The organism is Pseudomonas fluorescens (assembly GCF_902498195.1).
GTDB classification, from domain to species: domain Bacteria; phylum Pseudomonadota; class Gammaproteobacteria; order Pseudomonadales; family Pseudomonadaceae; genus Aquipseudomonas; species Aquipseudomonas fluorescens_BU.
Window position 1 is genome coordinate 143,483 of sequence record NZ_CABVIY010000003.1, and the last position, 23,582, is coordinate 167,064.

Annotated in this window: 19 protein-coding genes and 1 pseudogene; 12 read left to right on the forward strand and 8 right to left on the reverse strand. The window is 61.3% G+C overall.

Translation table 11 applies throughout. The features are described 5' to 3' along the window. Positions 1-38: 38 nt before the first annotated feature. Positions 39-938 carry a bestrophin family protein gene (locus F8N66_RS11565; protein ID WP_150770293.1) on the reverse strand — a complete coding sequence of 300 codons (900 nt, stop codon included), beginning with the start codon at positions 936-938 and terminating at the stop codon, positions 39-41. 4 nt (positions 939-942) lie between these two features. Continuing rightward, positions 943-1,941 carry a GTP 3',8-cyclase MoaA gene (moaA, locus tag F8N66_RS11570; RefSeq protein ID WP_150770294.1) on the reverse strand — a complete coding sequence of 333 codons (999 nt, stop codon included), beginning with the start codon at positions 1,939-1,941 and terminating at the stop codon, positions 943-945. A 429-nt stretch (positions 1,942-2,370) separates the two neighbouring features. Between moaA and F8N66_RS11575 the strand changes: the two genes are divergently transcribed. From F8N66_RS11575 to F8N66_RS11590, 4 genes are all read left to right on the forward strand, one after another. Further along, positions 2,371-4,695, forward strand: a complete 2,325-nt coding sequence (locus F8N66_RS11575; RefSeq protein WP_150770295.1) for an FdhF/YdeP family oxidoreductase — start codon at positions 2,371-2,373, stop codon at positions 4,693-4,695. A 137-nt stretch (positions 4,696-4,832) separates the two neighbouring features. Then, on the forward strand, positions 4,833-6,254 hold the full coding sequence (locus tag F8N66_RS11580) for a cytochrome ubiquinol oxidase subunit I (protein ID WP_150770296.1): 1,422 nt from the start codon (positions 4,833-4,835) through the stop codon (positions 6,252-6,254). Between the two features lie 17 nt (positions 6,255-6,271). Continuing rightward, positions 6,272-7,288 carry a cytochrome d ubiquinol oxidase subunit II gene (cydB, locus tag F8N66_RS11585; RefSeq protein WP_150770297.1) on the forward strand — a complete coding sequence of 339 codons (1,017 nt, stop codon included), beginning with the start codon at positions 6,272-6,274 and terminating at the stop codon, positions 7,286-7,288. Further along, a complete protein-coding gene (locus F8N66_RS11590) occupies positions 7,275-7,409 on the forward strand; it encodes a DUF2474 domain-containing protein (protein ID WP_150770298.1) in 135 nt (44 codons plus the stop codon). Before cydB ends, F8N66_RS11590 begins: the two co-directional genes overlap by 14 nt. 145 nt (positions 7,410-7,554) lie before the next feature. Here the strand turns inward: F8N66_RS11590 and F8N66_RS11595 are convergent, their stop codons facing one another. Continuing rightward, positions 7,555-8,406, reverse strand: a complete 852-nt coding sequence (locus tag F8N66_RS11595; RefSeq protein ID WP_150770299.1) for a CAP domain-containing protein — start codon at positions 8,404-8,406, stop codon at positions 7,555-7,557. Between the two features lie 142 nt (positions 8,407-8,548). On the opposite strand from F8N66_RS11595, the gene F8N66_RS11600 reads away from it, so the two are divergent. The 4 genes from F8N66_RS11600 (at position 8,549) to F8N66_RS11615 (ending at position 11,858) form a co-directional block, all read left to right on the forward strand. Next, positions 8,549-9,166 (forward strand): cell wall hydrolase, encoded by a 618-nt coding sequence (locus F8N66_RS11600; protein WP_150770300.1) that lies wholly within the window; start codon positions 8,549-8,551, stop codon positions 9,164-9,166. A 122-nt stretch (positions 9,167-9,288) separates the two neighbouring features. Continuing rightward, on the forward strand, positions 9,289-10,044 hold the full coding sequence (locus F8N66_RS11605; protein ID WP_150770909.1) for a glycosyltransferase family 2 protein: 756 nt from the start codon (positions 9,289-9,291) through the stop codon (positions 10,042-10,044). Further along, the gene (locus tag F8N66_RS11610; RefSeq protein WP_150770301.1) at positions 10,041-10,319 is read left to right on the forward strand and encodes a lipid-A-disaccharide synthase N-terminal domain-containing protein; all 279 of its coding nucleotides are present in this window, start codon (positions 10,041-10,043) and stop codon (positions 10,317-10,319) included. Before F8N66_RS11605 ends, F8N66_RS11610 begins: the two co-directional genes overlap by 4 nt. A 3-nt stretch (positions 10,320-10,322) precedes the next feature. Further along, on the forward strand, positions 10,323-11,858 hold the full coding sequence (locus F8N66_RS11615) for an ArnT family glycosyltransferase (RefSeq protein WP_150770302.1): 1,536 nt from the start codon (positions 10,323-10,325) through the stop codon (positions 11,856-11,858). A gap of 112 nt (positions 11,859-11,970) precedes the next feature. Here the strand turns inward: F8N66_RS11615 and F8N66_RS11620 are convergent, their stop codons facing one another. Together F8N66_RS11620 and F8N66_RS11625 are read right to left on the reverse strand one after the other, a co-directional pair. Further along, positions 11,971-15,513: a hypothetical protein gene (locus F8N66_RS11620; protein WP_150770303.1), complete on the reverse strand. Its 3,543-nt coding sequence runs from the start codon at positions 15,511-15,513 to the stop codon at positions 11,971-11,973. Positions 15,514-16,725: 1,212 nt separating this feature from the next. Next, entirely contained in the window at positions 16,726-17,241 is a 516-nt protein-coding gene (locus F8N66_RS11625; protein WP_150770304.1) for a DoxX family protein, read from the reverse strand. A gap of 627 nt (positions 17,242-17,868) precedes the next feature. Between F8N66_RS11625 and F8N66_RS32110 the strand changes: the two are divergent. Both F8N66_RS32110 and F8N66_RS32115 read left to right on the forward strand, forming a co-directional pair. Next, positions 17,869-18,315 (forward strand): annotated as a pseudogene (locus F8N66_RS32110) (methyl-accepting chemotaxis protein); the annotation flags it as partial. Between the two features lie 39 nt (positions 18,316-18,354). After that, the gene (locus tag F8N66_RS32115; protein WP_224790477.1) at positions 18,355-18,741 is read left to right on the forward strand and encodes a CZB domain-containing protein; all 387 of its coding nucleotides are present in this window, start codon (positions 18,355-18,357) and stop codon (positions 18,739-18,741) included. A 16-nt stretch (positions 18,742-18,757) separates the two neighbouring features. Here the strand turns inward: F8N66_RS32115 and F8N66_RS11635 are convergent, their stop codons facing one another. Beyond that, the gene (locus F8N66_RS11635) at positions 18,758-19,549 is read right to left on the reverse strand and encodes an N-acetylmuramidase domain-containing protein (protein WP_150770306.1); all 792 of its coding nucleotides are present in this window, start codon (positions 19,547-19,549) and stop codon (positions 18,758-18,760) included. 177 nt (positions 19,550-19,726) lie between these two features. On the opposite strand from F8N66_RS11635, the gene F8N66_RS11640 reads away from it, so the two are divergent. Next, entirely contained in the window at positions 19,727-21,229 is a 1,503-nt protein-coding gene (locus F8N66_RS11640) for an aldehyde dehydrogenase family protein (protein ID WP_150770307.1), read from the forward strand. Between the two features lie 46 nt (positions 21,230-21,275). Here F8N66_RS11640 and F8N66_RS11645 read toward each other — a convergent pair whose 3' ends face one another. Both F8N66_RS11645 and cynS read right to left on the reverse strand, forming a co-directional pair. Further along, positions 21,276-21,935, reverse strand: a complete 660-nt coding sequence (locus F8N66_RS11645; RefSeq protein WP_150770308.1) for a carbonic anhydrase — start codon at positions 21,933-21,935, stop codon at positions 21,276-21,278. Between the two features lie 59 nt (positions 21,936-21,994). Then, entirely contained in the window at positions 21,995-22,462 is a 468-nt protein-coding gene (cynS, locus tag F8N66_RS11650) for a cyanase (protein WP_150770309.1), read from the reverse strand. A 122-nt stretch (positions 22,463-22,584) separates the two neighbouring features. Between cynS and cynR the strand changes: the two genes are divergently transcribed. Then, positions 22,585-23,466: a transcriptional regulator CynR gene (gene cynR / locus F8N66_RS11655; protein WP_150770310.1), complete on the forward strand. Its 882-nt coding sequence runs from the start codon at positions 22,585-22,587 to the stop codon at positions 23,464-23,466. Positions 23,467-23,582 lie beyond the last annotated feature (116 nt).

A 23,582-nucleotide genomic window follows, 5' to 3' on the forward strand; every position in this document is an offset into this window, starting at 1 on the left:
CGGCAGCTCCTACAGGATTTGCGTTGTTTTTGAAGGTGTCAGTTGAGGACGAAGTCCACCGGTTCCAGCTGCGGTGGCAGTTCGCTCACGCCCAGGGCTTGCAGGACATCGCGCTCGATGTTGCGTACGATGGCGTCGGTGGGCAGGTCGTTTTCGTCGCGGCCGAACGGGTCTTCCAGTTCATCGGCAATCGCATCCAGGCCGAAAAAGGTGTAGCTGACAATCGCGGTGAAGACCGGCGTCAGCCAGCCCAGGGGTTCGGCCATGGCGAACGGCAACAGGATGCAGAACAGGTAAATGGTCCGGTGCAGCAGCAAGGTGTAGGGGAACGGCAGCGGTGTGTTCTTGATCCGTTCGCAGACCGCTTGCGCGCGGGTCAGGTTGGCCAGGTGGCTGGCTATGATGGTGTAGCGCCATTCGCTGATGACGCCTGACTCATTGAGGTTCGAGCACTGCTGCCCGACCTGCAGCAGCACCTGCCCGCTGATGTCCGTCGTGCCGCTTGTGGGCAACGGCTGCAACCAGTCGCCACTGGCGGCCAGTTCGTTTTCCGTGCGCAAGCGGGCATTGAGCGCATGGGCGAAACCGCACAGGTTGCTGAGGAGGGTGTGGCGCTCGCCGGCATCCTTGATGATCAGGGTTTCGCGGATCATCGAACGGATCTCGACGATCACATCCCCCCACGCCTTGCGCGCTTCATACCAGCGGTCATAGCAGGCGTTGTTGCGAAAACTCATGAAGATCGACAACGACAAGCCGAGCAGGGTGAACGGCGTGGCACTGACCTTGGAGAAGTAGCTCGGGTGCAGGGTTTCGATGAGCACGATGGCCGAGGCCAGCAAGGTCACCATCAGGCTGCGCCTTGCAATGCGTTTGGCGATCGAGCCCTTGAGCGACGTCAGGACGCCGATCAGGTTGGGTTTGGGTCTGACGATCATGGTTTCAGCCGCCCGTCATGTTCATGAAGCGAACGACCTGGACATCGTCGTTCACTTCGAAGTTGTGTCGGTAAGGTTTGAGTTTCATCGCCTCGATAATGGCCTTTTCCAGGCGTTCGGGTTGTCCGGGATGGCTGCGCAGCACCGCCTTGAGGTCCGCGGAGTGCTCGTTGCCCAGGCACAGCAGCAGCCGTCCCTCGACGGTCAGCCGCACCCGGTTGCAGGTGCCGCAGAAGTTGTGGCTGTGGGGCGAAATGAACCCCAGGCGAATATGCGGCGCCTCGGCCAGCCGCCAGTAGCGCGAAGGGCCCTGGGTCGACTCGGCGGAATCAATCAGAGTGTAGCGTTCGGCAATCCGCTCACGGACCTGGGCGCTTGAATAAAACGACTCCGCGCGGCTGTGTTCACTGATGGTGCCCAAGGGCATTTCTTCGATGAAGGAGATGTCGAGGTTGCGGTCGATGGCAAAGCTCACCAGATCGTTGATCTCATGATCGTTGCGGCCCTTCATCACCACGCAGTTGAGCTTGGTGTTACGAAAGCCGGCCTGACTGGCGGCGTCGATGCCCTTGATCACCTGCGCCAGATCACCGGTGCGGGTCAGTTCACGAAAGCGTTGCGGGTCCAGGCAGTCGAGGCTGATATTGAGGCGCTTGACCCCGGCCTCGAACAACGGCCCGGCCAGTTTCGCCAGCTGCGAACCGTTGGTGGTCATGCACAGTTCGCGCAGGCCGGGCAGGGCGGCGATCTTCTGGCACAGCGGCACCACGCCCGGACGGATCAGCGGCTCGCCCCCGGTCAGGCGGATCTTGCGGGTGCCCAGCGCGACGAAACTCTGCGCCACCTGGTAGATCTCTTCCAGGGTCAGCACCCGCTGGCGCGGCAGGAACTGCATGTCCTCGGCCATGCAATACACGCAACGGAAATCGCAGCGATCGGTGACCGACATCCGCAGATAGTCCACGCGCCTGGCGAACCCATCAATCAAGACTCGTTCCGACATGACATCCTCACTTGGCACTGCGTGCATTGATTGAACTGTAGGAGCGAGCCGTGCTCGCGATGGTCGCCAACGATGACGCGTGCTTACTGGCTGAACGCGGTGCTCTTGAGTCCATCGCGAGCAGGGCTCGCTCCTACAATAAGGGGGTTGTTGAGCGCAGGCTAAGTGCAACTTGAGGGGGCGTCCAATCACTATTAATGACTGGTTGATCGACGGGCTCTATGATGAATAAAGTTTCCACTTTGAATGTTTCATAAGTTTTGTAAATCATTGATAAACAACGATAAAAAACGATGATAAATATCTTCGATCAAGTGGTCATAAATAGCGATTAGACAATAATTTCTCCCCGTTCATATGCTTTCTCCGTCAAACGATCAATGGCCTGAATCGGGCCAAAGCCTGTGTGCATTGTCACGGAGAAGCCGCATGTCTCAAGTCGACCGCTACAAACCCTACAAAGGAGCCGCCGCCGGTTGGGGCGCGCTGATCGCCGTTACCAAAAACTGGCTGGGCAGTGAAAACGCCCTGAAGAACATCCGCATGATGCTCAAGACCAACCAGAACGGCGGCTTCGACTGCCCCGGTTGCGCGTGGGGCGAGTCGCCGGAAAACGGCATGGTCAAGTTCTGCGAGAACGGCGCCAAAGCGGTTAACTGGGAAGCCACCGGCCGCCTGGTCAACCCGGCCTTCTTCAACAAGTACAGCGTCGCGACGCTGGCCGAACAAAGCGATTACTGGCTGGAGTATCAAGGCCGGCTGACCCATCCGATGCGCTATGACGCCAGCACCGACCGCTACGTGGAAACCACCTGGGACGACGCCTTCGCGCTGATCGCCAAACATCTCAATGCCCTGGAGTCGCCAGACCAGGCCGAGTTCTACACCTCGGGCCGGGCCAGCAACGAAGCGGCGTTTCTCTATCAATTGTTCGTCCGCGCCTACGGCACCAACAATTTTCCCGACTGCTCCAACATGTGCCACGAAGCCAGCGCGGTGGCAATGATCGAAAGCCTGGGCGTGGGCAAGGGCACTGTGGTGTTCGACGACCTGGAGCATGCCGACGCGATTTTCGTCATTGGCCAGAACCCCGGCACCAACCACCCACGGATGCTCGAACCGCTGCGTGAAGCGGTCAAGCGCGGGGCGCAGGTGATCTGCATCAATCCGCTCAAGGAGCGCGGGCTGGAGCGTTTCCAGCATCCGCAGCACCCGATCGAAATGCTGCTCAACGGTTCCGAACCGACCAACACCGCCTACTTCCGCCCGGCACTGGGTGGCGACATGGCGGTCTTTCGCGGCATGGCCAAGTTCCTCTTGCAATGGGAGCGTGAAGCCCAGGCCACCGGTGGCGAGCCGGTGTTCGATCACGCGTTCATCGCCGAGCACACCTCGGGCATGGACGACTACCTGGCCGAAGTCGACGCCACCGCCTGGGCACACATCGAGCAACAGTCGGGCATGACCCTGGCCGACATCGAACTGGCCGCGCGCATGTACGCCCGGGCCAAACGCGTGATCATGTGCTGGGCGATGGGCCTGACCCAGCACACGCACTCGGTGCCGACGTTGCAGGAAGTCATCAACCTGATGCTGCTGCGCGGCAATGTCGGCCGTCCTGGCGCCGGCCTGTCACCGGTTCGCGGCCATAGCAACGTGCAAGGCGACCGGACCATGGGCATCAACGAACTGGCGCCCACCGAATTGCTCGACGCCCTGGAAAAACGCTTCGCCTTCAAGCCGCCACGGGAACATGGCCACAACACGGTGATGGCGATTTCGGCGATGGAGCAGAAGCGTTCGAAGGTGTTTATCGCCCTGGGCGGCAACTTCGCCCAGGCCACCCCGGACACCCCACGCACCCACGCCGCGCTGCGCAACTGCGAGCTGACCGTGCACATCGCCACCAAGCTCAACCGCAGCCATCTGGTGACCGGGCGTGAAGCGCTGATCCTGCCGTGCCTGGGCCGTACCGACATCGACCTGCAAGCCGAAGGGCCGCAGGGCGTCACCGTGGAAGACACTTTCAGCATGATCCACATCTCCCACGGCCAGCTGAAGCCCAAGTCAAAACACCTGCGCTCGGAACCGGCGATCATTGCCGGCATCGCCGCCGCGACCCTGGGTAACCGGCCGATCGACTGGAACTGGGCCGTCGGTGACTACGGGCGTATCCGCAACCTGATTGCCGACACCATTCCCGGCTTCCACGACTTCAACCAGCGCGTGCAGCACCCGGGTGGTTTCCACATGCCGAACGACGCGGCGGATCGCATCTGGAAAACCGCGAGCGGCAAGGCGCAATTCACCCCGAGCGTGTTGCCCGAGCACCTGATCAGCGAAGGCGTGCGCAACCTGGCGGTCAAGCCGCATCTGATCCTGCAGACCATGCGCTCCCACGATCAGTACAACACCACGCTCTACGGCCTGGACGATCGTTATCGCGGGGTCTACGGCATGCGCGACGTGGTGTTCGCCAACGAGCAGGACATCCGCCGGCTCGGGTTCGAACCGGGGCAGAAGGTCGACCTGGTGGCGCTGTGGGACGACGACCGCGAGCGTCGGGTCAGCGGCTTTACCCTGATCGCCTACGACATTCCGGCCGGGCAGGCCGCCGCGTATTACCCGGAGACCAACCCGCTGGTGCCGCTGGAAAGCTACGGCGACCGTACCTACACCCCGACTTCCAAGTTCGTCGCCATCCGGCTTGAGCAGGCGAAGGCCAACGGCCTGATTTCCACTTCGGCCGCGTAGTAGCGATCACCCAAAACCTTGTAGGAGCGAGCCTGCTCGCGAATGCGGAGTGTCAGGCGCCATTGATGTTGAAGGTGCCGGCCTCTTCGCGAGCAGGCTCGCTCCTACAGTTTCAAAGCCTCGACGAGGATTTCGACATGTTCAATTGGCAGGCACTGGACCTGGCGCGGATGCAATTCGCGTTCACGGTTTCGTTCCACATCATCTTTCCCGCCATCACCATCGGCCTGGCCAGTTTCCTGGCAGTACTCGAAGGGCTCTGGCTGAAAACCCGCAACGACACTTACCGCGATCTCTACCATTTCTGGTCGAAGATTTTTGCGGTCAACTTCGGCATGGGCGTGGTCTCGGGGCTGGTCATGGCCTATGAGTTCGGCACCAACTGGAGCCGGTTCTCCGACTTCGCCGGCGCCATCACCGGCCCGCTGCTGACTTACGAAGTGCTCACCGCGTTCTTCCTCGAAGCCGGGTTCCTGGGGGTCATGCTGTTTGGCTGGAACCGGGTCGGGCGCGGCTTGCACTTCTTCTCGACGGTCATGGTCGCCATCGGCACCTTGATCTCGACCTTCTGGATTCTTGCCTCCAACAGCTGGATGCAGACGCCCCAGGGCTTCGAGATCGTCGACGGCCGCGTCGTGCCGCTGGACTGGCTGGCCATCGTGTTCAACCCGTCGTTCCCGTACCGCCTGGCGCACATGGCGATTGCCGCGTTCGTCGCCACGGCGTTTTTTGTCGGCGCGTCGGCGGCCTGGCACCTATTGCGCGGCAACGACACCAAACAAGTGCGCAAGATGCTGTCGATGGCGCTGTGGATGGCCTTGATCGTCTGCCCGATCCAGGCTGTGGTGGGCGATGCCCATGGCTTGAATACCCTGGAACATCAGCCGGCGAAAATCGCCGCCATTGAAGGGCACTGGGAAAACAATGGCACCGAAGCCACGCCGCTGGTGCTATTCGGCATCCCCGACATGCAGGCCGAGAAAACCCGATACGCCATTGAGATTCCGTACCTGGGCAGCCTGATCCTGACCCACAGCCTCGACCAGCAAATCCCGGCGCTCAAGAGCTTCCCGAAAGAGGACCGGCCCAACGCGACGATCATCTTCTGGAGCTTCCGCGTCATGGCGGGCCTTGGGATGTTGATGGTGCTGGCCGGCGTACTGGGCCTGGCCTTGCGCCGCAGCGGCGCGATCTATCGCAATCGCTGGTTTCTGCGCCTGATGCTGTGGATGGGGCCGAGCGGCCTGATTGCCATGCTGGCCGGCTGGATCACCACCGAAGTCGGGCGTCAGCCGTGGGTGGTGTATGGCCTGCAACGCACGGCGAACGCCGCGTCCAATCACAGTGTCACGCAGCTGAGCATCTCGCTGGCGCTGTTCGTGATCATTTACTTCTCGGTGTTCACCGTGGGCATCGGCTACATGATGAAACTGGTGCGCAAGGGGCCGCAGCCTCATCACGAACACGCCGTTACAGGTCATTCCGAGCAAGTGGTCACGCCGCGCCGGCCACTGTCGGCGGACGCTGACGTCTTTGAAACCGACGCCCGCGTCCATTGATAAAGGGGAGTTGAAACATGGGTATTCAAGGTATCGATTTATCGCTGATCTGGGGCGTGATCATCGCCTTCGGCGTGATGATGTACGTGATCATGGACGGCTTCGACCTGGGGCTGGGCATTCTGTTTCCGCTGATCCCGGATGCCAGGGAACGGGATGTGATGATGAACACCGTGGCGCCGGTCTGGGACGGCAACGAGACCTGGCTGGTGCTGGGCGGCGCGGCGCTGTACGGCGCGTTTCCGCTGGCGTATTCGGTGATTCTGGAGGCGTTGTATTTGCCGCTGATCCTGATGTTGTGCGGCTTGATCTTTCGCGGTGTGGCCTTTGAGTTTCGCTTCAAGGCCAGCCCGCAGAAGCGCCACATCTGGGACATGGCGTTCATCGGCGGTTCGCTGCTGGCGACATTCAGCCAGGGCGTGGTGATCGGCACCTACATTGCCGGTATCCCGGTGGTCGACCGCCAGTTCGCCGGCGGCTCGCTGGACTGGCTCGCGCCGTTTCCGCTGTTCTGCGGTGTCGGGCTGATCGTCGCCTACGCGCTGCTGGGCAGCACCTGGTTGCTGGTCAAGACCGAGGGCATGCTGGAATCGCGGATGCGCCTGTTCACCCGGCCCCTGGCCTGGCTGCTGCTGGCGGTGATCGGCGTGATCTGCGTGTGGACGCCGATCCTGCACCCGGACATCGCCACGCGCTGGTTCAGCCATGCGCACCTGGCGGTGTTCGGCGCGCTGGCGGTACTGGCCTTGCTGGCGCTGTTCGGCCTGCTCAGGACCTTGCGCCAACGCCACACCCACTGGCCGTTCGCCTTTACCTTGATGCTGGTGTTCCTCGGCTACATCGGCCTGGCGTTCAGCCTCTGGCCCAACATCGTGCCGCCGTCGATCAGCCTGTGGGCAGCGGCTTCACCGGCGACCAGCCAGTTGTTCATCCTGATCGGCGCACTGTTCATCCTGCCGATCATCCTGATGTACACGGTCTGGAGCTACTACGTATTCCGCGGCAAAGTGAGGATTGGCGATGGCTACCATTGATAGTGGGTACAAGCGGCTGGGATGGCTGGGGGTGATCTGGTTGGGGAGTGTGGTTTCGTTGGCGGTGGTGGCCGAGGCGCTGCGGATGTTGATGCAGGCGGCGGGGATGAGTAGCCACTGATCACACGCGCCTGTAGGCGCTGTGTAGGAGCTGACGAGTGCAACGAGGCTGCGATCTTTTGATTTTGTTTTTGAAGCAAGATCAAAAGATCGCAGCCTCCGGCGGCTCCTACAGGGAAAGAATATTCCAGGCTGGCCAAGGCCGCTTACTGCGCCCCGAACATCACTGTCCAGTAAATCCCCGCATCACTCTTCGGATCGGTCGCATACGCGGCGCCCACATCGCGGAACTGCGGGTTCATCAGGTTGGCGCAATGGCCGGGGCTGGTCAGCCAGCCGTCGACCACCTTGCGTACGCTGTCCTGCCCGGCGGCGATGTTCTCGCCGATCTGCTGGAAGTCGTAGCCCGCCAGTTCCGCGCGGTCGCCCGGGGTGCGGCCATCGCGGTCCTTGTGATCGAAATAATTGTTGTTGGCCATGCTGCGCGACTGGGCTTCGGCGGCGCTGGCCAGGGTGGCGTTCCAGGTCAGTGGCGTGGTGGCGTTGAAGGATTGCGCGCCGCATTGGCGCGTTCGGGTGCGGGCGACGTTAATCTCGGCCAGCAGCTTCTGGCCTTCGGCCTGCCAATCTCCCAGGCGTGCGCTCAACAGCGGGCGCGCCACCACGATGCGCCAGTCGCGGTCCTGGTGGCTGACGCCGACATCGACGAATTGCGGGTCCAGCACGATCTGGCAAAAGCTTTCCTGGATCGCCTTCATCGCCGACGCCGCATCACGCGGTCCGGACAGGCTGATCGCCTGCACGTTTTTCATCGGATAACCCGCCGTGGCCATGGCCTGTTGCAGGTTGCCGATGCTGGCGGCGTTCAGCGCCAGTCGCGGATCGGCCGCCAGCGGTGGCAGTTCCGAGGAGACCTGGCCGGCGCAGCGCTGCAACTGGCTGCGGTAGACGTTGATCGATTCGATCAGTTGCGACTCTTCGCTCGCCAACGCGGTGGCGGCGAACGACAAGCCCAGTGAAAAACCGGCAAAGCGCAGAGCGGATGATAGGAAACGCATGGAAATCCTCCTTGAGCTGACTGCGCCCATGATGCGCGAAATTGCCCCCTTGAAGACACCGGATTTTCGTGAAGGTTAGAGGCGATGTGCAATCATTTCACTACTACACTGAAGCGATCATTCCCACTGAGTCCTTCCGACCATGCGCCTCGACTGGATCGCTGCCTGTCTTGCACTGACAATCCTTGCCGCGCCGGCGTTCGCCGCAGACGAAGCAAAACAAAAAGTGGCCGAAGACAAGGCCGAGGTGCTGGAGCAAAAAGCCGCTGAAAACAGCAGCCCCGCACCGGCGCCCAAGGCCGAAGCCATTACCCAGTCCGAAGTCCAGGCCGTGGACCCCGCCGGCGCCGCGCCGCTGGACGACGCCATCACCTGCCTGGCCCGCTCGATCTACTGGGAAGCCAAGGGCAAGGACTCGGCCGACATGGAAGCGGTAGCCAACGTGGTCATGAACCGCCTCGGTCACGAGGGGTTCCCGGATACCGTGTGCGGCGTGGTCAAGCAGGGTTCGGAAACCAAGAGTTGCCAGTTCTCCTGGTGGTGCGACGGCAAATCCGATTCGGTGCAGGAAGAAGTGCCGTATGCCATGGCCAAGGAAATCGCGCGCAAGGCGCTGAACAAACAGCTGCCGGATCGCACCGGGGGCGCCCTGTATTTCCATGACCGCACGGTGAAGCCGGATTGGTCCAAGGAATACATCAAGACCGTGGAAATCGGCTTGTTCAAGTTCTACAAACCCCGTGGCGGGGATGCGAAATAGCCGCATTAACGTAGCAAAAACGTCGAAACTTTGTTGAACCACCGAAACTGACATATTTCTGTTTTACAAGCTTCATGACGGGACAACCAGGTTGGAAAAACGTCATGAACGGGAACAGAACCATGGGCCAGGACATTTTAGTATCGGTGCTGATTCCAGCGAAGAACGAAGCGAACAACCTCAAGCCGTTGCTTGAGGAAATTCGCGTGGCCATGGCCGATGAGTCCTATGAAATCATCGTGGTCGACGATGGCAGTACCGATGCCACCTTGCACGAACTGCGGCAGGTCAGGGACAGCGGCCTGGGCACCTTGCGCATCCTGCGTCATGAGCGTTCGCTGGGCCAAAGCACATCGCTCTACCACGCGGCGCGGGAGGCGCGGGGGCAATGGCTGGCCACCCTCGATGGCGACGGGCAAAACGATCCGGCGGACATCCCCGGCATGCTGGCGCTGGTACAGGGCGAGGCGGGCAGGGCGGGTGTGCAACTGGTGGCCGGGCATCGGGTCAACCGCCGCGATACGCCGAGCAAGCGCTGGGCCTCGCGTTTTGCCAATAACCTGCGCCGTCGTCTGCTCAAGGACGCCACCCCGGACACCGGCTGCGGCTTGAAGCTGATCGAGCGGTCGGCGTTTTTGCGCCTGCCGTATTTCGACCACATGCACCGCTTTATTCCCGCGTTGATCCAGCGCCACAACGGCCGAATGATCGTCCACCCGGTCAACCACCGGCCGCGCACGGCCGGGGTATCCAAGTACGGCAACCTCGACCGCGCGCTGGTGGGCATCCTCGACCTGATCGGTGTCTGGTGGCTGATCAGGCGCACCCGCCTGAATACCCATGCCCAGGAAATTCACGCCCAGGAGCTGGAAGGATGATCCTGACGCGCGAAGCCTTGTGGCTGGTGATCGGCTTTGCCGGGCAGATCGCCTTTACCGGCCGATTCGTCTTGCAGTGGCTGTACAGCGAATACAAAAAACGCAGCGTGATCCCGGTGAGCTTCTGGTACTTGAGCATCGTCGGCAGCACCTTGCTGTTCGCCTACGCCATTTACCGCCAGGACCCGGTGTTCATTGCCGGCCAGGCCTTTGGCTCGATCGTGTATTTGCGCAACCTGCAATTGATCGCCAAAAGCCGGAAAACCAAGGAATAAGCCATGCACCGAACCTTGTCGCCCAGGGTCGAGTGCCTGGGCCTGATGCTGCTTGCCTTTGTGTTGATGGGTGCAGGTCTGGGATTGCGCGAGGCGCAGAACGTCGACGAGGAACGGTTCCTCGGCGTGGCGCTGGAGATGTTGCATAACGGTGCCTGGCTGATTCCGCACCGCGCTGGCGAGATCTACGGCGACAAGCCACCGATCTTCATGTGGACGGTGGCGTTGTTCGTCTGGCTCACCGGCAAGCCCAACATTGCCCTCTATCTTCCGGGGTTGTTTTCGGCGGTGACGGTCACGGCGATGGTCTACGACCTGGGGCGGCGGCTATGGACCCGGCGTATCGGTCGCATCGCGGCACTGTTGTTCCTGGCCACGTACCAGACCTACAGCATCCTGCGCACCGGCCAGATCGACAGCTTTCTGATTCTGTTCACGACCCTGGGCCTGTACGGCCTGGCGCGTCATCTGCTGCTCGGGCCGGCGTGGCGCTGGTTTTACGTGGGCTGTGCGGCCATGGGCATCGGCGTGATCACCAAAGGCGTGGGCTTTCTTCCAGCCTTGATGCTGATCCCCTATGGCTACGCGGTGCGCCAGCGCTGGCCCGGCGTGGTGGCGATGCCGGGCGAGGCGCGTCGCTGGTTGCTGGGGGTGGGGGTGATGCTGGCGGCCATTGCGATCTGGCTGCTGCCGCTCGCCCTGTCCATCACGCTCAACGGCACGGCGGACGAACTCGCCTATGCGCGGGAAATCCTCCTGCGCCAGACTGCCGGGCGCTACGCCGCCGCGTGGCACCATCGCGAACCGTTCTGGTACTTCTTCACCCACGTCATCCCGCAATATTGGCTGCCGCTGGTGCTGGTGCTGCCATGGCTGGTGCCGGCGTGGCGCCGCCAACTGCAAAAGCGAGACGGCCGGGTGCTGGTGCTGCTGGGCTGGGTGCTGCTGGTGGTGCTGTTTTTCTGCATCAGCAGCGGCAAGCGCAAGCTGTACATTTACCCGGCGTTGCCCGCGCTGGTGCTGGTGGCCGCGCCGCTGGTGCCCTGGCTGTTGCAGCGCTGGCTGCGCCCGCGCCCGAGGCTGCGGCGGGTGTTGCCGGCGCTGGTGGTGACCTGGTTCGTGCTGTGGTTCGCCCGGGGTTTCGTCGAGCCAGTCAGGGACGGCACCAATCCCAATGAGACGATCATGGCGCGGGCGAACACCCTGACCCAAGGCGCGAACCTGGTGCTGGTCAACTGGAGCGAAGGGCACTGGTTGTTCGCGCGCCAGCCGATCGTGCACTTCGGCATGCTCGACTCCACGGTAGAAAGCGCCGCGCAATGGCTGCGCGAACATCCGCAGGACTTTGCACTGGTGCCGGACGAATTGTTGACGCGTTGCTTCCATCCCGAGGCTGCCCGGGCGCTGGGTGAAAACTCGCGGTCGTCATGGTCGATTGTCGGGGCGGATGCGGATAACGGCCAGTGTCATCCGGGGCCGGCAACCAGGGTTTATCGCTTTGCATGGAGCGATCCGGTCGCCGAACGAAAACCACTGTAGGAGCGAGCGCTGCTCGTGATGGACGCGAAAGCGCCATGTACCTGCGTCGGGTACTCGTCATCGTTCACCACCATCGCGAGCAGGCTCGCTCCTACAGGTTCAATGAGAGCCGTTAAAACTTGGCGAAATTCAACGCATCGACAATGGCCGAGCCGCCAATGCCCGTCAGTGACAGTAGCAAGGCCCGCACCAGCGGTTCCTCGGAGTAGCGCGAAAACGAGCCGGTGTTGAGTGTCGCAATGCGCTCGCGAATCATCTGGAACTTGTCATACCCGTTGGTGGTGGCAGGTGTTGCCAGCAGGTAGGCGTCTATGCGCTGCAACGCCATTCCCCGGGCTTTTTCCGCGGCGCGGCGCAACGACAGTGCGGACGCCAGCAACAGCAGCGCGGTCAGCGTGAATGAAATGACCATGCCGGGCGGTGTGGGCCAGTTATCGAACACGCTGCTGCGCGAGGCAATCAGGATCAGCATGACCACGGTCGGTGCGTAGATCAGGCGATTGACCGCCGAGGTGCGTTTGGCAATCAGCAACAGGTCGACCCAGTCATCGATGCACGGATGCTTGCCGACGCCAAAGATCTTCTGATGTTCGGCTTGCAGTTTGACCGGCCAGATCGCGTAGCGCGTGCTCAAGTGGCGGATGAACCGCGTCAGCAACAGGTTGGCGTCCACCACCCAGAACACCAGCACCTGGAAGGCCAGCGTCGGCAATAGCCAGCTGAGCAGCCAGACGGGCGAGTCACCACGAACGGGGATCCCGGCCACCGGCCAGATGACGTACAGCACGCTGGTGGCCACCACAAATATCCAGGTGGCGAGCATGGCCCGCAGCATGCGGGCACCGAATGAACCGCACACACAGTGCTCTCCCCAAAAGCGTGCGACGGACATGACGGGGCGTCCATCGGCGCTGGTTTCCGAGACCAGTGACTTGGACCTGGACCACTCGACGCTGGCGTTGGACAGTGGAAACAGAATGAGAAACAGGCACTGGCCCAATTCCTTGCACCACTGGCGCCATGTTTTGTCTTTCTTGCCCCGGGCAAAGCTCGGAAGCTGCCCCAGGAGACTCATCCGGTATTTCTGGATGTGGGGACGCAAGTGATAGGCCGTTTCGATTTCGATCCTGTTGATGCGCAAGTTGCGCTGGCCCCACGCCAGCGCCGAAATGCAGATGAGCACGGCGAGCAGGCGCAACGCAGCGGTCGGCCAGGCACTGATGCCTTCGAACAGGAACATCGGCTCACCCAGCCCGTGGTCGGTCAATGCGCTGCGCATTTGATAGGCCAGCATCAGGGCCAGGACAAACACCACCAGGGGCACCGCGATGTACCAGGCGCTGGCGTCGAACATCCCGTGGCCCACCACGGGCGGTGAAATTCTGGCCAGCGGCTGAAGCGAGCGACGGGTCAGCTTCGAGGTGATGATCCCCAGCAGAATCAGGGCGAAACTGCCCCACAGGAACTCGGCGTGCCAGTAGCGTGTGCCGATCAAGGCGCAGGCAGCCGCGGCCATGTACAACGCCATCGGTACACCTCGTACCCAGGCCAGGGGCGGGTCGTTGACCGATTGCGAGCCTTCGATCCACCACCACAGCAGGAACGCGGCCAGCAGTAACAGCGTGAACGTCAGTGGCCCTGCCCAGAAGAACGATTGGGTTTGCTTGAAGTTTTCACGTATCGAGTCTGACGGCTCGGGGTAGGGCGGGGGTGAAGGGTCTTGCAGGCAACGCAGCGCCATCAGGTCATGGGGACGAATGCCCCGATTGGATTCGGACAGTGCCGGTGCGGCGCAGTTTTCGGGACGCGACGCTGTCAGTCGGCTGGCCAGCGGAATGAATCCGCTGATCCCGACTTCGTAGATGCCCGGCGACAGGAGTTCCGATTTGGAGTAGTCGAACTTTGCCCGTTTGACATCGAAGGGCTGCGGCGCCAAGGCCGCCAGCACCGAGATAAACACCGAGCTTTGCAGGCTGTCGCGAAAGGGCGGGATGTCCTGTTGCAGGGCGCGCGTCAGTGTCAGCCCGTAAGGCGCCGCGAGGATCAGGTTGCGCGTGGTTTCCGCCTGCCCCCGTTGCAGCATCCGCGCATCCAGGTCGGTGGAGAAGTAGAGCTTGTAGGGCATCCGGGCCTTGAGGGCCTGCAGCACCAGCAACTTGTCGTAGCTGTCGACGCCCAGCACGCCGATGGCGCCGATTCCGCTGACCCCGTCGCGCCGGTAGGCTTCGTCTTCGTTGGCGATGTGATCGGCCAGGCGGCGCAAGTAGTCGAGCTGCGAGTTGCCGTCGGATTTCTCCAGCGGGCTGAGGTCCACCTGGGTGGCCGCTCGGCTGTTTTTACTGGACTCGGGGCTGGTGGATTTTTCGCTACTGGCGGACTCTTCCGGCAGGCGTCCGTCCAGGCCTCGCAGATAGCTGAAGCGCAAGACCCACTGATCGACGACGCCCTTTTTATCTTTTTCGTCGTCACCCAGGTGAGCGTCCAGCGCCACCTGATCCTTGAAACTCTCCATCAGCGCCCGACTGTAGAAACTGTCCCATTCGGCGATCAGCGCAATGCGATTGGTCTTCGCCCAGCGATTGACGTTGCAAGGCGATCCGACGCGACGCAGTTTGCCTTCGCTGCAGCGAATACCCGTGGCCGGGTCCACTTTGCGCAGCTTCAGTTCTTCGAGCAACAGGTGGGTCATGGTGCCGTCGTCGCTGACGGTACGCAGCAATTTCATGGGCTGTCTGAGGGGTGTTTCCTGCGGTGGCGTCTGCCCCGCCAGATCCGGCAAGGCTTGCACCACCTTGCGCATTTTATCGGCCTCGGAAGGCTTGAGGCTTTTCTTGAGCGTTTCGTTATCCGCCGTCGCCAGCGGTGAATAAATCTCGACAGCGGGCGTTGCCTTGTTGTCCGCATCTTGCTGGTACATGTCCAGCAGAACCGTCGAGGTCGAAGGGCCAATGACTTTCAGCACCGGTGATTTATCAGGTTGTTCGCAGGCCGTTTCGATGCCTCCCGCTTGTCCAGTGGTGCAGGCCAGGCGCCGGCGCAACGACTCCAGGGCCTCCAGGGGGTACTGCCCCAGTTCGTCCTGTTTCATCCAGAATACGTAGGTGCGATCAGGCGGCGCCGCCAGCCCCTCCAGTGCGACAGGTCGATCGAAGCGATTGGAGACGAACATTTCATAGGGAAGGTTCAGATCCCGTGAACTGGAGGGACTGACGACCAGGTTGGGCACTTTCAGGCAATGTATGTATTGCTCCTGATCCGGCACCCGCTGGGAGTTCTTGAAGCCCGCCAGGAGGGCATAGCGGATACGCCGCCGCCGTTCGACCTCATCGGCGTAAGGCCCACCCTCGACCAGCACCACCATGAGATCGGGAGCGGTTTTTTCGTTGTCTACCTTGTCGATGGTTTCATTGCACACCTCGGTTTTCCCGGACCCGCTGTCCTTGAGTTTTTTGCGATACCGCTCAAGGGCATCAAACGGGTCTTGCCACAAGCGCGCTTCGATAGGCAGTTGGGCCTGAAACTGCGCACCGATGGGCCGCGGCTCAAGAAACGGTTCGCGAGTCAATGCGAACGTCGATATCACCAGACTGAGGATGACCGCACCTCCCGGCAACCAGAACGCCAGGTTAGCGCCTGAATCCCTATTGTTTTCCATGGCCTGTCCCTCGGATGGCCGACTGTTACAAGTAATGTATAGACCCGATTAACCAAATAGTTCATGGCGGCGTTTAGTTACCTGGCTCGCGTGTGTGGCTGATTAACGCCGGTTGGTATGGGAAGCGGAGATGTTTATTTCGCGCTGTACCGGCGTCAGTAAGAACTTGCATTTGGGCGCTCTGAAAGTTTAGGGCTTGACTGTCTGGATTGATTTGTAAGTTTGAAATTTATTAGTTGTTGTGCAGGAGAGGTGAAGTACGACAGTGCCAATTAATAAAAAAGAAGTTGGTGTTTCTGGTTTAAATGCTGCAGGCAAAAATTGCCGAGTGAAGTTGGAGTTCACTGTGTGCGACCGTATCGACAAGGTGTAAGAACTATTTGTGAAGAGCATGTCATGACGCGTCTGTCTTTTAATCATGCTGGATCAGCCGGTCTAGAGCGGTTGTTCGGCTCGTCGATACGGTGGCGAGCCAAAAGGCTGGCCGTAAAAGCCTTGAGGTGATGGGCGATGGAGGGGATGGAGACAGGGTCAGCAGGCATTGGCTGCACGTCGACCCGGATTCACCTGAGATATTAATGTACGGAGAATCGTCGAACTGTCGATCTGCATGGATTTATTTGCGAGACGTTATCAGTTGATGTTGGAGTTGAACTTTTTGGATCCGTATATCGTGCAGGCATAGTAATGAGTCAAGCAAAAAACGCAATGAAAGCCAGGCGGTTGATAGACGCAAAACATCAATGGGTGCAGCCACTTGATAATAACGGTCGGACCTAATAGGCAGCTTCTAAATGTCGAAATATTCCAAGAAAAGTCTGAACTTTTTTCGGCTGTCGTTTGGTGTTTGAAGAGCTTGAAGGGTTTTTGCGTATTGGAGCGGACTGTTATTCAATCGGACTGTAAGGTTATTAATACAAGTGGGTGTCTGCATAGAAATAAGGAGGTTTAATAACTGTCCCGGTTTGAAGTCTTGTGCTTGTCCTGAAAGCAAGTATTCCCTCCTTTTGAGTCATCGCACATGTTCATGTGCATGAGCGCGGTGCGCATCCGAAACGGTCTGAAGCTGTGGCGCCGTAAGAAATCTGATCCCCCTGTAGGAGCGAGCACGCTCGCGATGGTCGCTAACGATGACGCGTACTGAGGGGGTCAGCGCGTTATCGTTCACGACCATCGCGAGCGTGCTCGCTCCTACAGGGAAAACGGGTGGGTTCAGGCGTGGCTGCGGCGCCAGAAGAAGCGTGCCAGCACGCTATCGAGGCTGAATTTGCCTGGGCCTGTGAACACCAGTGGCACCAGTGCCGCGAGGTAGATCAACGGCAGCTTGAAGTTGCCGTAACCCTTGTTGGTGATTGAGTAACCCTGGGCCAGTTCGCTCAGGCTCGACCAGTCGGCAGGCCAGTGGACGGCGGCGGTGGCGACAATGGTGACCACGATCAGGCTGATCGCCGAAAAGCGCGTGGCCAGGCCCACCAGCAGGGCGAGGGCGCAGATCAGTTCCACCCACATCGACAGTTCCCAGTTCAGCGTGGCCGGCAGGTGGTTGAACGGAAACAGGAAACGGTCCTGGATGTCGGCGAACCAGTTCTCGCCATTGAATTTTTCCAGCCCCGACTCGAAAAACTCCCAGGCCAGGAATACCCGCAGCGTCAGCGGCGCGATCCAGTTGCCGGCACGGTCAAGGTTCAGGTGCAGGCCTTTGACGGCCGATGAAATCGAAGTGCTCATGGACGGTGTTCTCCTTCAAATCAGGGATGTCGGGCGGTGGCAGGCCCGTTCAGCGCAAGGATCGGCTGGGCCAATCGACAGGTGAATTTCATCAGGCGGGTGTATCTGCGATGTGTCGCTGGCGCGCAGGTTTGAAGGTTTGTTGTGTCAGGGGCGGGGCTGTACACACTTTGATACGTAGATGACCTCCAGACGCCGATGGTCCTCTGTAGGAGCGAGCCTGCTCGCGAAGCGGACTGACCCGTCGACATCTATGTTGGATGTTGCATTGCTTTCGCGAGCAGGCTCGCTCCTACAAAGGAATGTGTGCGTTTGTGTAACGGTGGCCTGCTGTTAATTCGTCGAATTGGATCTTTTACCCGGCCCCGTAGCTTCGTATCGTCCGCGCTTTTGACGCCTTGCGTCTGGGGGAGAGTGGGGATGAATTTCACATGGCGCAGGAAGACCGCTGAATCCACCGTTGAGCCATCCGTGCCGGCGAACCCGCCATCGATCGCGGCTAAAAGCGATGACGCTCAACTGGCCGCGCGCAAGGCCGAGCTTCGCGACCGGGATTTTTTCCGCGGCCTGGCACAGCACCTGCTGACCTGCGGTAACTCGCTGTCACCGGTCAGCGAGTCCTTCTCGATGCTCAACCAGCGCCTCAAGCTCAACCACCAGCGGGCGGAAACCGTGGCTCGCGCGGCCATCGACAACCGCGAGCAGGTCAGTCATCTGCAAGAGCAATCGCGGGTCATGGCCGCCGGGCTGGATGCGCTGGAAGGCGTGATCACCCACCTGGTGGGTCGCGCCAGCGAGATCGACCGCATCGTCGACCTGATCAGCGACATCGCGCGCAAGACCAACCTGCTGGCCCTCAATGCCGCCATCGAAGCCGCGCGCGCCGGCGACACCGGGCGCGGTTTTGCGGTGGTGGCCGGGGAAGTGCGATTGCTGGCGGAAAAGACCGCCGAAGCGACCCGGGAAATCGTCAAGGAAACCTCGGCCATCCAGCAGGAAATCAGCCACGCCAAACAGGCGATTTCGCAACAGAGCCAGGTCTCCAGTGCCTTCGGTGCGGTGATCGACAAAACGGCCGAGGCCATGGCTGGCATGTATGGCGAGGCGCAACAGATGCAGCGGGACATCGACCAGTCGCACCTGCTGTCCAATGTCGAACTGGCCAACCTGCAGGAATTGACGCTGAAAGTGGCGGTGTACGACCGCCTGCTCAACCCCAAGCCCCATTCACCCTTGATCCTGCCGGATGAAACCGAGTGCCTGTTCGGCCAGTGGTATTACGGTGAAGAGAACCAGACCCAGCAGCGCGATGCGGATTTCCGGCGCATGGAAGTGCCCCATCGGCTGGTGCACAGCAGCGGCCAGGCGGCGCTGCAAGCACACGCCCGTGGCGAACTGGAAGAGGCGCTCAAGCAGGTCGGGCAGATGGAAGACGCGAATGCCGCGGTGATGCGCACGGTCAAGGGGTTGCTGCATTCGCGCCTGCAAGCGGCGGTCTGACACCGGGCTCCCGGTGCTAGAGCGGCAAGGCCAGGATGCGGTTGCGCAAGTGCTCCAGCGTCTCGTCATCCAGCACCGTGGTGAGGTCCAGGCCTTCTTTGGCCTGGTACAGGTTCATCGCGTCCCGGGTCTGTTTGCCGACGATGCCGTCGATCGGGCCGGGGTGCCAGCCCAGGTACGTCAGGTAGGTTTGTGCCGTTCGAATCCTCAGGTCCGGCGTGCCGCCATAAGAAAACTTCTGATACGCGGCGCTGAGTCGCACGTCGTAGTTGTTGATGGCGTAGTTGGGGCCGTTGTAGCGCCGGGCGAAATTCGCCCAGTCCCTGGCCCGCAGCGCCGCCACGGAGCCGCCGCCGATGAGTTCGCCGACGGTGCACAGCAGTTGTTCGTTCTCGGACACGACCATGCGCTTGACCATCGCCTCGACATCCGCCGAGCCGGCCGAGGCGAAATTGAACCCCATCGTCTGGCCCAGCCCCCACGACGTACTTTGCAGGGCCGCATTGCGGTTCAGGGCGATGGCCTGGTTCAGCCGGTCGTACTGGTGGTCCCCCGAGGCACCATAATTACCGGGGGTTTTACTGCTGATATCGGGGTGTTGCGCATCAAACTTCTGGTGGGTGAGGCGGCTGAATACGTGGCGCTCGAAAAGGATCTTCGGACGGCGGTCAGAAAAGTAGCCGTTGCCGGAGGTTTCTACTGCCAGAACAGCCCAGAGTTGCGCGGCGCTGACTTTGGCCAGGTCCAGTGCCTGTTCCAGGCCTTCGTCGTCAATGGCCACGCCATGGCCTGTGAATTCATCGCTCATGACGGCCTCCTACGTAACAGGAAACGCGGGTACACGCTTTAAGCGTAGGTGGGCCGGGCGCGGGCAGGGGGCTTTGCGATTACCGGCACAGGCCGACGGCGCAGCGCGGCGGCGGGTGACGCTCGGGGACTTTTGCTATACATTTTCCGCCCGCCCATTGCATGGTGTAACCGCTTCATGTCCTTTGCGCTCGAACGTCTAGTCGCTGGCACGCCCATCCCTTTCGCCGGTAATCGTGTCACCGTGGTCAGCCCCGAACTGGCGGCCCGCTTCCAGCCCGGGGACCACCTGCTGGTGGAGCAGGTCAGCGGTGAATTGCTGCTGATTCCGGTGGCTGACCAGCAGGCGGCAGCGGTGGCGATCGAGCGCGCTGAAGCGGCGTTTGGCGCGATGTCGGCAGTCTCGGACCAGGCCATCAGCCAGTTCTTCGATCTGTTCGCCCAACGCCTGGAAACCCCGGCGTGCTGGGCCTTGATCGAAGCGGCCAACCAGGCCGACATCGAACGGGCCAAGGCCCGTGGCCGCTCGACCACGCGCCTGCTGGCCGACGAACGCATGCGCGGCGACATGATCGCCGGCCTGCGCGCCTGGCGCGATGCGTCGGCCTCGCGCGGCAAGGTGATCAGTTGCGTCGAGCACGACGGCTGGAAAGTCGAGCAAGTGGTCTCGCCTCTGGGCATCGTCGCGTTTGTCTTCGAAGGCCGGCCGAATGTCTTCGCCGATGCCGCCGGCGTATTGCGCACCGGCAACACGGCCGTGCTGCGCATCGGCAGCGATGCGTTGGGCACGGCCCAGGCCATCGTCACCCACGCGCTGAATCCGGCACTGGCCGAAGCCGGATTGCCGGAAGGCGCGGTGTCGCTGGTGGAAAGCGTCAATCACGCCGCCGGTTGGGCGATGTTCGCCGATCGCCGGTTGTCGCTGGCCGTGGCCCGTGGTTCAGGGCGCGCCGTCAGCCAGTTGGGCAGTATCGCGCAACAGGCCGGTACCGCCGTCAGCCTGCACGGCACCGGTGGTGCCTGGCTGATCGCCGATACCGACGCCGATGCCGCGCGCTTTGGCCGCGTGGTGCGCAACTCCCTCGACCGCAAGGTCTGCAATACCCTGAACGTCTGCCTGATCCACCGCGACCGCGCCGCGCAACTGGTGCCGCTGTTTCTTGACGCGCTGCAACAGGCCGGCAAGGCACGGGGCCAGGGTTGCAAGCTGCACATCGTCGAGGGCAGCGAACAGTACCTGCCCGCCGAATGGCAAACCGCAACCGTCGAGGTTTACCGCGCTGAAGGCTACCGCACCGAAGCGCTGGCTGAAGCGCTGGCGGAAGATCAGTTGGGCCGCGAGTGGGAGTGGGAAGAAACCCCGGAAGTCAGCCTGAAAATCGTCGACGACCTGGACAGCGCCATTGCCTTGTTCAATCGCTACAGCCCGCAGTTCACGGTGTCGCTGATCAGCGAAACGGCGACGACCCAGGAGCGCTTCTACAACGCCGTCAACGCACCCTTTGTCGGCAATGGCATTACCCGCTGGGTCGACGGCCAGTACGCGCTCAACAAGCCGGAACTGGGCCTGTCGAACTGGGAGAGCGGGCGCCTGTTTGCCCGCAGCGCGATCCTGTCGGGCGACGGTGTGTTCACCATTCGCAGCCGCATGACCCAGATCGACCTGGGCGTCAAACGCTAGGACGTGCCTCATGCGACCGCCGCAATGGCGGTCGCTGTGCTTTTGATCAGGCAGCATCAACCACCTGGTCATACACGGCGCAAGTGGTCGGGTGCTCGGCCAGCGACACGAAGCGGCGGCTGCTGCCTTCGAGGGCATCGATCGAACCGGTCTCGATGTCGTATACCCAACCGTGCAACTTCAGCAGACCTTTTTCCTGGGCCAGGCGCACGCTCGGATGGGTCTGGATGTTAGCCAGCTGCGCGATCACATTCTCCCGAACCATTGAACTCACTTTCGCCGCTTCATTGGCGTGATGACGCGACTCGTTGATGACTTTTGCCGACTCGGCGTGTTGCAGCCAGCTGCCGACGGCGGGCAGGTGATCCATGCAGGTGCACTTGGCGACAGCGGTCATGGCGCCGCAGTCGGAATGGCCGCAGATCACGATATCGGTCACGCCCAGCACGGCGACGGCGTATTCGACCGTGGCTGACACACCCCCGGGATGGGGGCTGTAGGAGGGCACGATGTTGCCGGCGTTACGGATCACGAACAGCTCGCCCGGTTCTTGCTGGGTCAGCAATTCCGGCACCACACGGCTGTCGGAACAGGTGATGAACAGCGTGCCGGGGTGTTGCGTGGTGGCCAGGTGTTTGAACAGGTCGGTGCGTTGTGGAAAGACGTCTTTCTGGAACTTCAAAAAACCTTCGATGAGCGCTTTCATGGTGGTGTCCTCATGGGGGGCCGGGTTTGGCCCGCACGGAGGTGCGGGCCGTTGTCGAGTCAGAAAGGACGCAGGGGCAGGAACTTGCCGTCCAGGGTGATCACGGCGCGGTGGCCGCCTTCCGGGTCTTCAACCTTCTTCATGTCCAGCTTGAAGTTGATGGCGCTGATGATGCCGTCGCCGAACTGTTCATGGACCAGGGCTTTCAAGGTGGTGCCGTAGATCTGGATCATTTCGTAGAAGCGGTAGATGGTCGGGTCGGTCGGGACGCCCGAGAGGCTGCCGCGCAGCGGGATGATTTGCAGGCGGGCCACCGCGTCGGCGTCCAGTTCGAGTTTGTCGCCAATCACCTGGGCAGCGCTTTGCGGCAGTGGGTGCTGGCCGAGCAGGGCGGCGGTGACGTAGGCTAGGCCAAGGCCGGTGCCGTCAGTCAGGTCCTGCCAGGACAGGTTTTTACGCGCCTTGGCGTCGAGGATCTCGGTGGTCAGGGCCAGGCTTGGATCGTTGTAGGCGTGGGACTGTTGCATGATGAATCTCCGTTTGCAGTGGGGTGTGGCTGGGTGTGGGGTCATCTTCTGCCGATCCACTCATAGCGTCCAAGATCGATATACAATGCAAGGCATAAGTACTGCCTATAGATGGAGTTCCCATGCTGCTGCGTCATTTGCGTTACTTGCTGGCCGTCGCCGACCACGGCGGTTTCACCCGCGCCGCTGAAGCCCTGCACGTGTCCCAGCCCACCCTTTCGCAACAGATCCGCCAGCTTGAGGACACACTCGGTGTCAGCCTGTTTGACCGCACCTCGCGCACGGTCAAGCCCACCGACGCGGGCCAGGCCTATATCGAGTGCGCCCGGCGGGTGCTGGTGGAGCTGGAGGCGGGCAAGCGCGCGTTGCATGACGTGAAGGACCTGTCACGTGGCAGCCTGCGGGTAGCCATGACCCCGACCTTCATGGCGTATATGGTGGGGCCGCTGGTACGCGACTATGTGGCGCGGTATCCGAACATCCATCTGGAAGTCTTCGAATTGTCGATGGACGACATCGAAAGCGGGCTGGCGGATGACTCGCTGGACGTTGCGATCGCGTTCGACCAGGTGAGAAACGCCGACATCGAGTCGATCCCGGCGTTTAACGAGACCCTGGGGCTAATGGTCGGCCGGGCGCATCCGCTGTATGAAAGCCAGGACGCGTTGACGACGGGGCAGGTGGCGCAACTGGAATTTGCCCTGTTGACCCCGGAATTCTTCACGCGTACCTGCATCGACGAGTACTTCGCGCTGGCACGGATCACGCCGAAGGTGGCCATCGAGGTCAACTCGGTCAACACGCTGCTGGAAGTCATCCGCCACACCGCCATGGCAACGATCCTGCCGGAACCTATCGCCACGGGCGAGCGGGCGTTGCGCAAGATTCCACTGGTGCAGGAAGCGCCGAGGCGCGGCGCGGCGGTGCTGCGACGCAGGAACAACTATCACAGTGCGGCAGCGATGGCGTTTGTGGCGTTGGTGTTAGGCACCGATCTTCCATAGCACCACAAAACCCTGTGGGAGCGGGCTTGCTCGCGAAGGCGGTATGTCAATCGATACCTGGGCTGACTGACACACCGCCTTCGCGAGCAAGCCCGCTCCCACAGGGTTTCGATGCG

Bases quoted from the DNA above. Each gene is read 5' to 3' on its own strand.
- F8N66_RS11645 (WP_150770308.1), bottom strand. From the start codon at position 21,935: ATGAAAGCGCTCATCGAAGGTTTTTTGAAGTTCCAGAAAGACGTCTTT.
- F8N66_RS11605 (WP_150770909.1), top strand. From the start codon at position 9,289: ATGGGCCAGGACATTTTAGTATCGGTGCTGATTCCAGCGAAGAACGAA.
- F8N66_RS11640 (WP_150770307.1), top strand. From the start codon at position 19,727: ATGTCCTTTGCGCTCGAACGTCTAGTCGCTGGCACGCCCATCCCTTTC.
- cynR (WP_150770310.1), top strand. From the start codon at position 22,585: ATGCTGCTGCGTCATTTGCGTTACTTGCTGGCCGTCGCCGACCACGGC.
- F8N66_RS11575 (WP_150770295.1), top strand. From the start codon at position 2,371: ATGTCTCAAGTCGACCGCTACAAACCCTACAAAGGAGCCGCCGCCGGT.
- F8N66_RS11635 (WP_150770306.1), bottom strand. From the start codon at position 19,549: ATGAGCGATGAATTCACAGGCCATGGCGTGGCCATTGACGACGAAGGC.
- F8N66_RS32115 (WP_224790477.1), top strand. From the start codon at position 18,355: ATGCAGCGGGACATCGACCAGTCGCACCTGCTGTCCAATGTCGAACTG.
- F8N66_RS11600 (WP_150770300.1), top strand. From the start codon at position 8,549: ATGCGCCTCGACTGGATCGCTGCCTGTCTTGCACTGACAATCCTTGCC.
- F8N66_RS11590 (WP_150770298.1), top strand. From the start codon at position 7,275: ATGGCTACCATTGATAGTGGGTACAAGCGGCTGGGATGGCTGGGGGTG.
- F8N66_RS11615 (WP_150770302.1), top strand. From the start codon at position 10,323: ATGCACCGAACCTTGTCGCCCAGGGTCGAGTGCCTGGGCCTGATGCTG.
- F8N66_RS11580 (WP_150770296.1), top strand. From the start codon at position 4,833: ATGTTCAATTGGCAGGCACTGGACCTGGCGCGGATGCAATTCGCGTTC.
- F8N66_RS11565 (WP_150770293.1), bottom strand. From the start codon at position 938: ATGATCGTCAGACCCAAACCCAACCTGATCGGCGTCCTGACGTCGCTC.
- F8N66_RS11595 (WP_150770299.1), bottom strand. From the start codon at position 8,406: ATGCGTTTCCTATCATCCGCTCTGCGCTTTGCCGGTTTTTCACTGGGC.
- moaA (WP_150770294.1), bottom strand. From the start codon at position 1,941: ATGTCGGAACGAGTCTTGATTGATGGGTTCGCCAGGCGCGTGGACTAT.
- cydB (WP_150770297.1), top strand. From the start codon at position 6,272: ATGGGTATTCAAGGTATCGATTTATCGCTGATCTGGGGCGTGATCATC.
- cynS (WP_150770309.1), bottom strand. From the start codon at position 22,462: ATGCAACAGTCCCACGCCTACAACGATCCAAGCCTGGCCCTGACCACC.
- F8N66_RS11610 (WP_150770301.1), top strand. From the start codon at position 10,041: ATGATCCTGACGCGCGAAGCCTTGTGGCTGGTGATCGGCTTTGCCGGG.
- F8N66_RS11625 (WP_150770304.1), bottom strand. From the start codon at position 17,241: ATGAGCACTTCGATTTCATCGGCCGTCAAAGGCCTGCACCTGAACCTT.
- F8N66_RS11620 (WP_150770303.1), bottom strand. From the start codon at position 15,513: ATGGAAAACAATAGGGATTCAGGCGCTAACCTGGCGTTCTGGTTGCCG.